Here is a 13,203-nt window from a genome sequence, read left to right as displayed (position 1 = left end):
CCGTGGTCCCGGGGAGCGCCGTCCATCCAACCAGGCCCGAGAGCAGTGTCAACGCCCTGCCCTGATGAAGGGTTCAGGAAGGGTACCGCTGGCCGCCAGCCTATGCCGAAGTCGCCTGGTCTTGATCATCCGTCCGGCCGATGTCGGCCACCGCCGCGGCATCGGCGATCCGACCGGTGGCCACCAGCGCCGCGCCCGTGGCACCGATCTCCGGGTGTCGCGCGAAGCGGACCGGTCGGGGGGCCAGCACCGCCGCGAACGCCTGCCGCCACCAGGTCGAGGCCGCTGTCGCACCGCCACCGAGGACCACCTCCACCGGCCTGCCCACGGTGGACTCCAGCACCACCAGGTCGTCGACGATCTGCTCGCACACTCCGTACATGAGTCCGGCGAGCATCTCCACCGCGGTGGTGCCGAAGCCCAGTCCTCGCAGCTCACCAAGGCCAGCTGGGCGAACTCCCGGTGGCCGGTCACCGCCGAAACGCACTCCGGCGGGCCGGCCGCCGTCGGGCGGCAGCAGCGCCAGCGCCTCCTCCAACGCCCGGCCGGTCGGCAACCGCAACTCCCGGTTGGCCCAGGCGAAGAGGTTTCCCCCGGAGGAGTACGCGACCCCGGTCACCACGTGGTCGTGGTCGACGCGGTAGCGCCACAGCCGGTGCGGCAGGACCGTCGACTCGGCGGGCGTCGACATCCGCTGCATCAGCCGCACCGCCGAGGACGTACCCACGGTCACCGCCGCCCGGGTCGGATCGACACAGCCGGAGCCGACGTTGGAGGCGGCACCGTCGCCCAGCGGTGGCGCCCACCGGGCCCCGGCCAGGGCAGGCCACCGCCTGCCGTACTCGACGCGTAGTCCGCCGTGCCAGTCGCGCGGGGCGAGTTCGGGCAGGTCGGTGCCGTCGCTGCCGGCCAGGGCGATGGCTTCCGGATCCCAGTGCAGGGTGTGCAGGTCCAGCAGGCCCGTACCGGACGCCTGCGACATCGACATCGGCACTTCGGCGAGCAGTTGACCGAGCACATACTCGACAAGTCCGGTGAACCGGGACACCCGGCCGCCGGCACGGGCCCGCAGCCAGGGCAGTCGCACCGACCAGTAGCAGCGGTGCCACCAGGTGCCGGTGCGCTGGTGGAAGGCCGCCGGGTCCGCCGGTCCGACCGTTGCGGCCGAAGGCTCGGGCCGGGTGTCCAGCCAGGTGAGCACCGGTCCGAGCGGCTCGTCGTCGGCACCCAGTGCCACCACCGAGTGCCACTGGCCGCTGACTGCCACCAGTTCGACACCGTCCAGTCGACCCTGCCCGTGCAACTCGTCCAGGCACTCGATCAGGCAGGCCAGGTAGTGGCGGGCATCGAGGGTGCCGGCTCCCTCGTCGTCGGCGGTGACCTCGATACGGCGGCGGGCCAGAGCCACCGGCAACGCCAGGGCGTCGTCCAGTACGAGCCCACGCACCGACGAGGTGCCCAGATCCAGAGCGAGAGTCTTCATCGCGGGTCAACGTACCCGGTGATCGCCCCGCCACCACGCTGCCGCGCACCGGGTACGCCGTTCGACTCGCGCGCACCCGCTACGCCGATCAGCTTCCGAACCGACCGACCGACGCGTAGAGTGTTCGCATGCTCGCGCGTCTGACCTGCTGGTGGCCCGCCGACCCGGCGGCCCACCTCCGCGCGTAGCTTCATCCCACGCGGCCGCCCGTACAGGCGGCCGACGGTCACCCGGTGCCCGGGCCGCCCCCGACGGCGGTCACCCGGCCCGAGGAGACCGATGCACCAGCTCACCGACCTGCTCGACACGCTCACCGCCGGCCTCGACCCCGGGCCGTTCGTCCTGTTACGCCAGGACGGCGCCGAACATGTCGACCTGTTCACCGGCACCGTCACGACAGCGGACCGGCTCGCCGACGTCCCCCTGCCCGCCGCACCCACCGGTCCAGCGACCCTGGCCCTGGTGCCGTACCGGCAGGTCACCGAGCGCGGCTTCGCCTGCATCGACGACGGCACACCACTGGAATGCCTCCGCATCGACGGCCACCACCGGCTACCGCTGGCCGATACGCTGGAGGCCCTGCCAACCACCTCGGTACGCACCGCCGACGTCGCCTTCGACATCAGCGACGACGAGTACGCCGCGATCGTTGCCCGGGTGCTGACCGAGGAGATCGGCCATGGCGAAGGTGCCAACTTCGTCATCCACCGCACCCTGCGTGCCCGGATCCAGGGTGCCCCGCTGACCGCCGCGCTGGCCGCGCTGCGTGCACTGCTGATACGGGAACGCGGGGCGTACTGGACGTTCGTGGTGCACACCGGCACCCGCACCCTCGTCGGCGCCAGCCCGGAGCGGCACGTCAGCGTCGACGGCGGTCTGGTGATGATGAACCCGATAAGCGGCACCTTCCGGCACACCGGCGCCGCCGCGGACCGCGCCGCGTTGCTGCGTTTCCTCGCCGATCCCAAGGAGACCGAGGAACTGTACATGGTCCTCGACGAGGAGTTGAAGATGATGGCCACCGTCGCCGACGGTGGTGGCCAGGTGGTCGGGCCGTACCTGAAGGAGATGTCACACCTGGCGCACACGGAGTATCTCCTGGCCGGACGGAGTTCCAAGGACGTCCGTGAAGTGCTGCGGGAGACCATGTTCGCGCCGACGGTGACCGGCAGTCCGATGGAGAACGCCTGTCGGGTGATCGCCCGGTACGAACGCACCGGACGCCGCTACTACTCCGGGGTGCTGGCCCTGCTCGGTCACGACGAGGCGGGACGGCAGACCCTCGACGCACCCATCCTGATCCGTACCGCCGAGATCTCCCCCACCGGCGAGTTGCGGGTCGCGGTCGGCGCGACCCTGGTCCGCCACTCCACTCCCGCCGCCGAGGTCGCGGAGACCCACGCCAAGGCGGCCGGTGTCCTGGCCGCCCTCGGTCTAGGCCCGCAGGCGCCAGCCGGGCCACACTCGTCGCACCGGCTGGCCGACGATCCGCAGGTACGCGCCGCTCTGGCCGCCCGCAACGCCTCGTTGGCCCGGTTCTGGCTTGAGCAGCGGCCGCCGGGTGCCCTGGCGCTGCCCGCGTTCACCGGCCGTCGCGCCGTCATCGTCGACGGGGAGGACACCTTCACCGGGATGCTCGCCCACCAGCTCGGCGCCCTCGGGTTCTCGGTGACCGTCCGGCGGTGGCAGGACGAGCAGCCGGTCCAGGCGTACGACCTGGTGGTGGTCGGCCCGGGACCGGGTGATCCGACTGGCGGCGCGGAGAAGATGATCAGACTGCGCGCCCTGCTCACGGAACTGCTCGACGCCGGGCACCCGACGCTCGCCGTGTGTCTCGGCCATCAGCTCCTCGCCGGTCTGCTCGGGTTGCCCGTGCACCGTCGTGACGCGCCCTACCAGGGGCTGCAACGCACGGTCACGCTCTTCGGTACACCCCGTCGGGTCGGCTTCTACGCCACCTTCACCGCCCGTGCCACCACTGACCAGCTCGACGGCCCGTACGGGCCGGTGGAGCTGGCCCGCGACGAAACCGACGGTGCGGTGCACGCCCTGCGTGGCCGTCGCTACGCCGGGGTGCAGTTCCATCCCGAGTCGGTGCTCAGCCCGGACGGGGTGACGGTCCTGACCGACCTGTTGCGGGACCTGCTGCCGACGCCAGCCGGTGAGTTGTCTCCGGTTCCGCAGGCATAGCCGGTCCGATCCCGGGGTAGCGCTGTGTACGACCGGCGGTCCGGGCGGGTCTGAGAGCCCCCGCCCGGACCGCCGGTCCTGTGTGGCCGAACCACTCAGGCCGCCAGTCCCTGCTTGAGCGCCGCGCCGACACGCACCGCCCGCTTGGCGGTCAGCGCGGTCGCCCTCAACGCGACCTCGTCGGGCGGGGTCTCACCGTTGTTGCTGGTGTGCGAGGCACCGTACGGGTTGCCGGCGGTGAACTGGCTCGGGTCGGTGTATCCGGGAGTGACCACGACCCCGCCCCAGTGATAGAAGACGTGGAACAACGACAGCAGGGTCGACTCCTGCCCGCCGTGCTCGGTGGCGGTGGAGGTGAAAGCCGAGTAGACCTTGTCGGCAAGTGCGCCCTGGGCCCACAACGGACCGGTGGTGTCGATGAACTGTTTGAGCTGGGCGGCGATCAGCCCGTAGCGGGTCGGCGACCCGAAGATCACTACATCGGCCCAGGTCAGATCGTCTGGTTCTGCTTCCTCGACATCCTGGGTTTCGAGCCGGTGCGCCTGCCATCCCGAGTTGGAACGAATCGCCTCGTCCGGTGCCAGCTCGCGTACCTTGCGTAGCCGCACCTCCGCTCCTGCCTCTGCGGCGGCCTCGCAGGTCGCCCGCGCCATCTGGTAGGTGATGCCGGTCGCGCTGTAGTAGATCACCGCCACCTTGACCTGTGCCGCCATCGCTCGTCCTTCCTTTTCGGGATCAGCTCCGGCGACTACCCGATGTTTGCGGAGACAAACATCGGGCTGGCTGTCCGGTGATGGAGATCAGGATCGCGACCCCCGACCCTCGGAAGGCTTCCGGTACTCCTCCGAAGGCTCCGTCGACCTGCTCGTGAGGTATCGGCGACTCCGAGCGGCGCGCCGACCGGCGGCATCGCCGGATAGCCTGGGCCGGTGATACTGCCCCTGCCGACCGGCGAATTCCAGGCCTACCTGTTCGACTGCGACGGCACGATCGTCGACTCGATGCCCCAGCACTACACCGCGTGGCGGGACACCCTCGACCGGTGGGGCTGCGCCTTCCCCGAGGACCTCTTCTACGCCTGGGCCGGGCGACCGACCACGGACATCGTCGTCGCCCTCAACGAACGACACGGCCTGGACATGCCGGTGGCGACGGTCGTCGCGCACCGGGAGGCGCGTTTCCAGCAGCTACTGCCAGCCGCCACCGGCATCCCCGGAGTGTTACGGCACATCGACGACGCACACGGACGCATCCCGTTCGCCGTGGTCTCCGGCAGTACCCGGGAGGCGGTCACCGCATCGCTGGAAGCGCTGGGCATCCTCGACCGTTTCGACGTGTTGGTCTGCGCCGGTGACTACAGCCGCCCCAAGCCCGACCCCGAGCCGTTCCTGCGCGCCGCCGAACTGCTCGGCGTACCGCCGGCGTCCTGCCTGGTCTTCGAGGACGCGGACCTGGGTATCGCGGCCGCGACCGCAGCGGGCATGGCCGCCGTCCGGGTGCCGCAACCTCGCCGGGGCTGACCGCGAGCCCTCGACCGGCTTGCTCAAGATGTCCGCACGTCGCGTGGTCCACAGTTCTCGGCACAGGTAGGAAGACGTCATCCTGGTGACACCGGTGCCAGCGTTTCCGTAGCCGCCCGTGCACCCGTCGACCTGAACGGGGGATCGCCCGGTGTTCCGGGCCCGATCGGTTTTGTCGGTGTCCGCGCCTATGCTGCCGTCGACCACCGAAAGGAAGGCGGCCGATGTCGTGGCACCTCCCGGCACGATCGCGCTGAGCGGCTCCGAGGCCCTCGCGCTGCGGATGACCAGCCTCTCGCTGCACCCCCACCCCACCGCCGCCCCGCCGACAACAGTGGCCGACGTGGTGCAGTGGTTCGGTGCCATGCAGGCCCAGGACCTGGCCAGCGGCATGTGGTCGCTGGGCGTACGGCTGCCCGGGTCGACGCACGCCGACGTGCACGCCGCGTTGGAGCGCCGGGAGGCACTGCGGACCTGGCCGATGCGCGGCACCATCCACCTGGTGCCGGCCCCTGACGCCCGCTGGCTGCTGGAGCTGACCGGCGTACGCGCGCTCGCCGGTGCGGCGAAGCGACGTGAGTTCCTCGGTCTGTCCGAGGCGGAGGCGGACCGCGCGGCCGACGTGCTGGGTGGAATTCTCGCCGGTGGCGGCCGGCTGACCCGCACCGAGTGCGTGGCCGCGCTGGTGGCGGCCGGCATCGACGGTGCTGGCCAGCGCGGCTACCACCTGCTGTGGTACGCGGCCCAGCGCGGGGTCACCTGCATCGCCCCCAACGTCGGCGCCGAGCAGACCTTCGCGCTGCTCGACGAGTGGGCTCCCGGCCAGCGACAGCTCGACCGCGACGAGGCGCTGGCCACCCTGGCGCTGCGTTACTTCCGCAGCCACGGCCCCACCACCCGGCAGGACTTCGCCGGCTGGACGGGCCTGACCGCTGCCGACGCCAAACGCGGCATCGCCGCCGCCGGTGCGGACCTGACCACCGTTCTGGTCGACGGCGTCGAGGCGGTGCTGCACACGCCGCTGCTGGACGCACCCCGCGCCGTGGTCGACGACGTGCTGACCCTGCCCGGCTTCGACGAATACCTGCTCGGCTACAAGGACCGCGCGCTGATGCTCGACCCGGAGCACAAGCAGGCCGTCGTCCCCGGCGGCAACGGCGTCTTCCAGGCCACCATCGTGGTCGGTGGCCGGGTGGTCGGCACCTGGAAACGCAGCCTGGCCAAGACCCGCGTCACCCTCACCGTGAAACCGCTGGCCGACCTCGGCCCGGCCCGCCGCGAGCAGATCGACCAGGCGCTGCACCGGTACGCCGACTTCCTCGCCCTGCCGCCCCGGGTCAATTGGAGCGACTGAACCGGCAGGCGACCACGGGGGTCAGGCTGGCGAGCCCGGGAACTCGGTGAGGCGGCCCTCGTGCAGGGTGAGGTTGCGGCCGTCGGACGGGTCGAACAGGTGAATCTTCTCCAGGTTGAACCAGACCCGCCGGTCCTCCCCCTCGGTGACGCTCGACTCCGCCGACAGCCGGGTGACCAGGTTCGACCCGGCACCACTGAAGTCGGCCGCGCCCGCGTCGGCGGCCAACTCCTCCAACTCGGCGGAGGTGGCCCGTTCCCCCTCGACGCTCAGGTAGACGTACTTGTCCGAGCCCATCGACTCGACGATGTCGACCGGGGCGGTGAACTCCATGCCCCGACGGCGGGTCTCCTCGTCGATCAGTTCGGCGTCCTCGAAGTGTTCCGGACGGATGCCGAGGATCAGCTCCCGAGGGGCGTCGGCCCTCTCCAGCTCGCGGCGGATCCGGTCGCCGATCGGCACGTCGCCCAGGGCGGTACGCAGCGTGCCCTCCTCGACCGTGGCGGTGAGGAAGTTCATCGACGGTGAGCCGATGAACCCGGCCACGAAGAGGTTGTTCGGGTGGTCGTACAGCTCCTGCGGCGGGCCGACCTGCTGCACCGCACCACCGCGCATGATCACCACTCGGTCGCCGAGGGTCATCGCCTCGGTCTGGTCGTGGGTGACGTACACGGTGGTGGTGCCGAGCTGCTTCTGCAACCGGGACACCACGGTACGCATCTGCACCCGCAGCTTGGCGTCCAGGTTGGACAGCGGCTCGTCCATCAGGAACGCTTTGGGCTGCCGGACGATCGCCCGACCCATCGCCACCCGCTGCCGCTGCCCGCCGGAGAGGTTGGCCGGTTTGCGGTCCAGCAGCGGGGTCAGCTCCAGGACCTTGGCCGCCTCCTCGACCTTGCGGTCGATGGTTTCCTTGTCCAGCTTCGCCAGCCGCAGCGGGAACGCCATGTTCTCCCGGACGGTCATGTTCGGATAGAGCGCGTACGACTGGAAGACCATCGCGATGTCACGGTCCCGGGGTGCCTTGTCGTTGACCCGCTGCCCGGCGATCCGCAGCTCACCGGAGCTGATGTCCTCCAGACCGGCGATCATGTTGAGGGTGGTGGACTTGCCGCAGCCGGACGGGCCGACCAGGATCACGAACTCGCCGTCGGCAATTTCCAGGTCGACGTCTCGTACCGCCGTGGTGCCGTCCGGGAACTCTTTGCTCACCTTGTCGAGCACGATGTCAGCCATGAGTACTCACCTATCCCTTGACGGCGCCGGAGGTCAGGCCGGAGACGATGCGGCGCTGGAAGAAGAGGACGAACAGGATGATCGGTATGGTGATCACCACGGCGGCGGCGCAGATCGCGCCGGTCGGGTCCTCGAACTGTGAGGCCCCGGTGAAGAACGACAACGCCACCGGCACCGTGCGCGAACGCTCGGTGGAGGTCAGCGAGATGGCGAACAGGAAGTCGTTCCAGCAGAAGATGAAGACCAGGATGGCCGTGGTGAACAGTCCCGGTGCGGCCAGTGGGGCGATCACCCGCCGGAACGCCTGCCCCTGGGTGGCACCGTCCATCTTGGCGGCCTTCTCCAGGTCCCACGGAATCTGCTTGAAGAACGCCGACAGGGTGTAGATCGCCAGCGGCAGCGCGAAGGTGATGTAGGGCAGGATCAGGCCGGGCCAGGTGTCGAAGAGGCCCAACTGCCGCTCGATCTCGAACAGCGGCGAGACCAGCGACACCTGCGGGAACATCGCGATCAGCAGGGATACACCGACAAGCGCCCGCTTGCCCGGAAAGTCCAGCCGCGAGATCGCGTACGCGGCCATCGCGCCGAGCACCACGGCTATCGTGGTGGCGATCAACGCGATGCCGATGGAGTTGACCAGTGCCCGGACGAACTGGTCGGTCACGAAGATGGTCCGGTAGTTCTCCAGCGTCCACTCCCGGGGGATGAACTTCCCGTCGGTGAGCGTCGCCGGTGTCTTGAACGACAGCGACATGATCCACAGCACCGGAGTCAGCGCGAAGACGACCACGGCGACGTCCAGCAGACCCCAGCGGACCTTGGCCTTGGTGGTGGTGTCAGCCATGTCAGCGCCTCTCCCCGTCGTCGCTGCCCGGGGCAGCGGTACCGAACAGCTTCACGAAGACGAACGCGATGATCGCCACGGTGATGAAGATCAGCACCGACATGGTCGAGCCGATGCCCAGGTTCAGCCCTCGGATCAGGTTGTTGTAGGCGATCATCGACACCGACGAGGTCTCGTTGGCTCCCGAGGTGAGCACGTAGATGTTGTCGAAGACCCGGAACGCGTCGAGGGTGCGGAACAGCAACGCCACCAGGATCGCCGGCTTCATCACCGGCAGCATCACCTTGGTGAACCGCTGCCAGGCGGTCGCGCCGTCGGTGGAGGCGGCCTTGAGCAGATCCTCCGGCACCAGCGCCAGGCCCGCCATCAGCAGCAGCGCCATGAACGGCGTGGTCTTCCAGATCTCCGCCAGCATGATGATCGCCAGCGAGCTGACCCGCTCGGTCAGCGGCGCGGAGTCGGCGAACAGGTTGGCCAGGTACCCGGTGCCGGGCGTCCACGCGTACCGCCAGGAGAAGGCGGCCACGACCGTGACGATGCCGTACGGGATCAACGCCGAGGTCCGCACGATCCCCCGCCCGACCAGCGTACGGTGCATGATCAGCGCGAGGCCCATGCCGAGCACCAGCTCCACGGCCACGGTGACCACCGTGATCAGCATGGTCACCCCGAACGCCGTCCACCAGAACTCGTTGGTGAGCACGGTGACGTAGTTCTGCAACCCGATGAACTCCCGCTCGGCGGGAAACCGCAGGTCGTAGCGCTGCAAGGACAGCCACACCGAGTACAGGATCGGGTAGGCGGTCACTGCCAGCATGACCAGCGCCGCCGGAGCGCACAGCAGCCAGCCCAGCCGACGCTCGACCCGCTTGTTCTCACTGAGTGCCGCCCTACCCCGCCGGTTGTTCCGCTGCCCGGGGACCGTTGCCTGCCGGGCGCCCGGGTTGTCGGTGCCGTCGGCGGCGACCTCCGCGCCGGCCGGGGTCGCGTTCACGCTCATGGCAGCACTCCCTTGGACTCCAGCGCGTCGGCGATGGCATCGCGCAGCTCGTCGGCGGTGGCCTGCGGGTCGATCGAAGCCGGCGGCGACAGGATCGCCGAGGTCACCGTGGAGATGCTCTGGTACGCCGGGGTCAGCGGTCGCACCGCGGCGTCCCGCAGCTGTTCGAGGATGGTCTCCTTCATCGGGTACGCCTCGTCCATCTCCGGGTCGTCGTAGACGCTCTCGATGGTCGGCGGCACCCCGTCGTTGATCGCGGAGAACTTCTGGTTCTCCGCGTTGCGCAGACACCTGGCCGCCTCGAAGGACTCCTCCGGATGCGGGGAGTAGCGGCTGACAGCAAGGTTGATTCCGCCGATGGTGACCCGGCCCGCAGTTCCCTCGTCGACGCCCGGCACCCGGGCCCAGGCGACCTTCTCGGCCAACTCGGGGGCCGACTCCTGCATCGCCGGGTAGACGAAGGGCCAGTTGACCTGGAACGCCCCGTCACCGGACTGGAACTCCAGCCGTACCGGATCCTCGGTGGCGTTGCTGAACGACGGTGAGGTCACTCCGGAGGTGGCGAAGTCACGCAGCACCTCCAGGGCGCGTACGGCACCGTCGTCCATGACTGCCTCGGTGCCGTCGTCGTTGAGAATGCTGCCGCCCGCGCTGACGGCGAGGGTGTTGTAGAGCACCACGAGTCCCTCGTACTGGGCTCCCATGGTGAGCACCTGGTGCGGCTGCCCCTGGTCCCGTAGCTGCTGCGCCATCGAGATCATCTCGTCCCAGGTGGCCGGTGGTTCGGACACCAGGTCTTTGCGATACCAGAGCAGCTGTACGTTCGTGTGCTTCGGCGCGGCGAAGAGCTTGTCCTCGTAGCGGGCGGTCTCGAGGGGGCCTTCGAGCGTGCCCTCCTCCGCCTCGGCGCGGTCCTGCCCGGTCCATTCCAGGAGCCAGTCCGCGCTGGCGAACTCCTGCGTCCAGGTCACGTCGAGACCGAGCACGTCCATGCCGTCGTCCTCGGCGGCGAGCCGGCGTACCATCTGCACCCGCTGCTCGTCGGCCTCTCGGGGCAGCACCCGGTTGACGATGCGGTACCGCCCGTCGGCCTCGGTGTTGCACCTGTCGATCACCTGCTGGAAGTTCTGCTCCGGCGGGTAGTACAAGTTGATCGTCGTTTCCCCTGCGTCGTCGCCAGAGGCACAGGCTGCCATCGGCGCCACCAGCGTCAGCGCCGCAGCCGCAGCCGCCACCCGTACGCGGGGCCGACGCCGACCGCCGCCCGGATACTTCCGCCCGCTCATGACCCCTCCCCTCGTTCTCGGCCAATCAGCCGGGGAGGTCTCCGCGCCCCGGCGCACGGCGAGACGTTCAGGGCGTTGACCTGCGGCTTCACACCCCTGCGTTTCGTGGCTGCAACACTGCCCGACCTGCGGAGTCGCGAAACCTGCCCGAGCCGGCACGCGCTAAACCCGATGACGTGTGGCCCGTGTCACGCACCGGGGCGTCGACGCACGGACACCTGGGAGATGTGGCGCCGTTCGCCGGCGACAGCGCGGACGGATCAGCTCGACAGTGTCTGCGGCGCAACGTGGTCCTCGCCGCCGTGCGCCGAGTGACATGCCCGCCGACCACGACCGACCGTCCGGCGCTACCGGCCGGCCGTTCAGTGCACTAGCGTTGAACACGCTCCGCTGCCAGCGCGTACGCCGTCGCCGTCGATACGCCACCGGCCGACCCCGACCCGCCCGATCGGTTGGTTCTCGCGGGAACAGCCCCTCACCGGTCACCGGTTGGGCAGGATCGTCCCCAACGAGGAGGTGCCGCCGTGGTGCAGGACACCCGCGCTCTCACCCTGACGTTCGAGGTGAGCGGCCTGCCACCGGTCAAGACCGAAGCGCTGTCCATCTTCGCCGCCGGGCATCGGCAGGCGACGAGGGTACGTGCCCTGTTGCAGGCCGCCTGTGCGGCTGCGCAGGAGACCGGCTGGACGCCCCTGTCCGGTCCGGTCGAGATCGACCTGATCCTGCGCTGCCCGCCCGGGCACCGCACCTCCGACGCCAGCACGCTGCTGGGTGGGGTGTGTGCGGTGCTCCAGGACAAGAAGCGGGTTTCCAACATCGGGCTGGCCCACCTCGGCGTGCTTGTCGACGTCGCACTCTACGACGACGACAGGCAGATCCGCCGGCTGTCCTACCTGGAGCAGCCAGCCGAGGAGTTCTCGTACCAGGTACGCGTTGCCGCCGTGCCGGACGGGGTTTGACCGACGGCAGCGGTGGGGTACCGCAGCCGCCGACGAAGGGAGCGCCAATGTCGGAGCCACACGTCACGCTGGATCCACACGACCCGGTGCAGGAGAAGCTGCGCGGGCCGCTGGAGGAGCAGCTGACCTCTGCCCTGCAGGTGGCGGCCGACCGGGTGCGCGACAGCTACGCCGGTGAGCCGGTGGAGCAGGTCTGCCAACGGCTGCTCGACGAGACCCGCGCCGGCCTGCACCCCGACATCGCGGCGGCTTTCGAACCGGACATGGACGAGTTGTGCCGAGTGGCGGTCGCCATCGTGCGCGGCGAGATCACCTGACGGACGCCCTACCTGACCCGGGTCAGGACGGACCCACCGGCTCCGGTCCTGACCCGGGCCGGGTGTGGACGGCGGGCCTGCTGGGCGCCGTACGACGGACCGGCCAGCCCGGCACGGCAACCGACCCGCCCGCACTCAACTCCACGGTGCCTCACGTCCGGGCAGCGACGCGCGGCCCACCCCCGGCGAGCCGCGCGGTTTCCAGCAACGTGCGATCCCGGCAGTACCGCGTGACACCTCACCGGCCTCCGACGGTTGTCGACGTCGAGCAGACGGCTTCGGTCGCGCCGTCGCCGTCCAGTGGCGTCACCTCCGTGATCAGAAGTGGTGCAGCAGGTCCGGGAAGGCGTCCAGGTGCAGCACGCCGGCGTCGGCCGGATCCAGCTCGTCATGCTCCAGCACCCAGGTGTTCGCGTTGGGGATGAAGACCGCGTTCCAGCCGGCGGCCCGCGCGGGCAGGATGTCCGAGCGTGGCGAGTTGCCGATCATCCAGGCGCGGCCCGGATCCACGGCGTGCCGCCCGGCCAGCCACCGGTAGGTCTCGACGTTCTTCTCAGCCACGATGTGCGCGGCGGAGAAGTGGTGCAACAGCCCGCATGCGTCCAGCTTGCGCTGCTGCTCATCGCGCTCGCCCTTGGTCAGCAGCAGCAGCTCGTGCCTACCGGCCAACTCGTCCAGGGCGTCGGCCACCCCCGGCATCAGCTCGACCTGGTGCGTCACCAGGGCCACCGCCAACTCGTCGATCTCCCGACGCTCCACCTCGGTGGCGGGACGCTCACGCAGCCGCTCCAGACACTCCCGCAGGCTGCGCAGGAAGACCTTGCTGCCGTACCCGTGGGCGACGGCGTTGGCCCGCTCGACGTCGTCGAGCACGGCCCGCAGCTGCACCCGGTCGAGGGTGGGATGGTCCAGCCACTCCAGGAAGTCGTCGATCACCCGCTCGAACACGACGTTGTTCTCCCAGAGGGTGTCGTCGGCGTCGAAGACCAGCACCCGTCCCGGCTCGATGGCCAC

The 13,203-nt window shown here is 69.8% G+C and carries 12 protein-coding genes; 5 read left to right on the top strand and 7 right to left on the bottom strand.

Annotated features, from left to right (window positions below; genetic code table 11):
* Nucleotides 1-100: 100 nt before the first annotated feature.
* The gene (locus HCA58_RS04720; protein WP_169596502.1) at nucleotides 101-1,483 is read right to left on the bottom strand and encodes an FGGY family carbohydrate kinase; all 1,383 of its coding nucleotides are present in this window, start codon (nucleotides 1,481-1,483) and stop codon (nucleotides 101-103) included.
* A gap of 279 nt (nucleotides 1,484-1,762) precedes the next feature.
* Between HCA58_RS04720 and HCA58_RS04715 the strand changes: the two genes are divergently transcribed.
* The gene (locus tag HCA58_RS04715) at nucleotides 1,763-3,673 is read left to right on the top strand and encodes an anthranilate synthase family protein (RefSeq protein WP_169596501.1); all 1,911 of its coding nucleotides are present in this window, start codon (nucleotides 1,763-1,765) and stop codon (nucleotides 3,671-3,673) included.
* 95 nt (nucleotides 3,674-3,768) lie between these two features.
* Here HCA58_RS04715 and wrbA read toward each other — a convergent pair whose 3' ends face one another.
* The gene (wrbA, locus tag HCA58_RS04710) at nucleotides 3,769-4,386 is read right to left on the bottom strand and encodes an NAD(P)H:quinone oxidoreductase (RefSeq protein ID WP_169596500.1); all 618 of its coding nucleotides are present in this window, start codon (nucleotides 4,384-4,386) and stop codon (nucleotides 3,769-3,771) included.
* A 216-nt stretch (nucleotides 4,387-4,602) separates the two neighbouring features.
* On the opposite strand from wrbA, the gene HCA58_RS04705 reads away from it, so the two are divergent.
* Both HCA58_RS04705 and HCA58_RS04700 read left to right on the top strand, forming a co-directional pair.
* Nucleotides 4,603-5,193 carry an HAD-IA family hydrolase gene (locus HCA58_RS04705; protein ID WP_169596499.1) on the top strand — a complete coding sequence of 197 codons (591 nt, stop codon included), beginning with the start codon at nucleotides 4,603-4,605 and terminating at the stop codon, nucleotides 5,191-5,193.
* A 283-nt stretch (nucleotides 5,194-5,476) separates the two neighbouring features.
* Nucleotides 5,477-6,547 (top strand): winged helix DNA-binding domain-containing protein, encoded by a 1,071-nt coding sequence (locus HCA58_RS04700; protein ID WP_169596637.1) that lies wholly within the window; start codon nucleotides 5,477-5,479, stop codon nucleotides 6,545-6,547.
* Between the two features lie 21 nt (nucleotides 6,548-6,568).
* On the opposite strand, the gene ugpC is transcribed toward HCA58_RS04700, so the two are convergent.
* From ugpC to HCA58_RS04680, 4 genes are read right to left on the bottom strand one after another with little or no spacing between them, the layout of a single operon-like run.
* Entirely contained in the window at nucleotides 6,569-7,783 is a 1,215-nt protein-coding gene (gene ugpC, locus HCA58_RS04695) for a sn-glycerol-3-phosphate ABC transporter ATP-binding protein UgpC (RefSeq protein ID WP_169596498.1), read from the bottom strand.
* A 10-nt stretch (nucleotides 7,784-7,793) separates the two neighbouring features.
* Nucleotides 7,794-8,627, bottom strand: a complete 834-nt coding sequence (locus tag HCA58_RS04690; protein ID WP_169596497.1) for a carbohydrate ABC transporter permease — start codon at nucleotides 8,625-8,627, stop codon at nucleotides 7,794-7,796.
* A 1-nt stretch (nucleotide 8,628) separates the two neighbouring features.
* On the bottom strand, nucleotides 8,629-9,627 hold the full coding sequence (locus tag HCA58_RS04685; protein ID WP_169596496.1) for a sugar ABC transporter permease: 999 nt from the start codon (nucleotides 9,625-9,627) through the stop codon (nucleotides 8,629-8,631).
* Nucleotides 9,624-10,913 carry an ABC transporter substrate-binding protein gene (locus HCA58_RS04680; protein WP_169596495.1) on the bottom strand — a complete coding sequence of 430 codons (1,290 nt, stop codon included), beginning with the start codon at nucleotides 10,911-10,913 and terminating at the stop codon, nucleotides 9,624-9,626. Before HCA58_RS04680 ends, HCA58_RS04685 begins: the two co-directional genes overlap by 4 nt.
* A 527-nt stretch (nucleotides 10,914-11,440) precedes the next feature.
* On the opposite strand from HCA58_RS04680, the gene HCA58_RS04675 reads away from it, so the two are divergent.
* Both HCA58_RS04675 and HCA58_RS04670 read left to right on the top strand, forming a co-directional pair.
* Entirely contained in the window at nucleotides 11,441-11,872 is a 432-nt protein-coding gene (locus HCA58_RS04675; protein ID WP_169596636.1) for a hypothetical protein, read from the top strand.
* Between the two features lie 47 nt (nucleotides 11,873-11,919).
* Complete coding sequence (locus HCA58_RS04670) at nucleotides 11,920-12,189, top strand: hypothetical protein (protein ID WP_169596494.1); 270 nt, start codon at nucleotides 11,920-11,922, stop codon at nucleotides 12,187-12,189.
* A gap of 318 nt (nucleotides 12,190-12,507) precedes the next feature.
* On the opposite strand, the gene HCA58_RS04665 is transcribed toward HCA58_RS04670, so the two are convergent.
* A complete protein-coding gene (locus HCA58_RS04665) occupies nucleotides 12,508-13,182 on the bottom strand; it encodes an HAD family hydrolase (protein ID WP_169596635.1) in 675 nt (224 codons plus the stop codon).
* Between the last annotated feature and the right edge of the window lie 21 nt (nucleotides 13,183-13,203).

The sequence above is a fragment of the Micromonospora sp. HNM0581 genome (genome assembly GCF_012726175.1).
In the GTDB taxonomy this organism is placed as follows: domain Bacteria; phylum Actinomycetota; class Actinomycetes; order Mycobacteriales; family Micromonosporaceae; genus Micromonospora.
The sequence above is the reverse complement of the archived record's forward strand: the minus strand, read 5'-3'. Positions and strand labels throughout refer to the sequence as shown.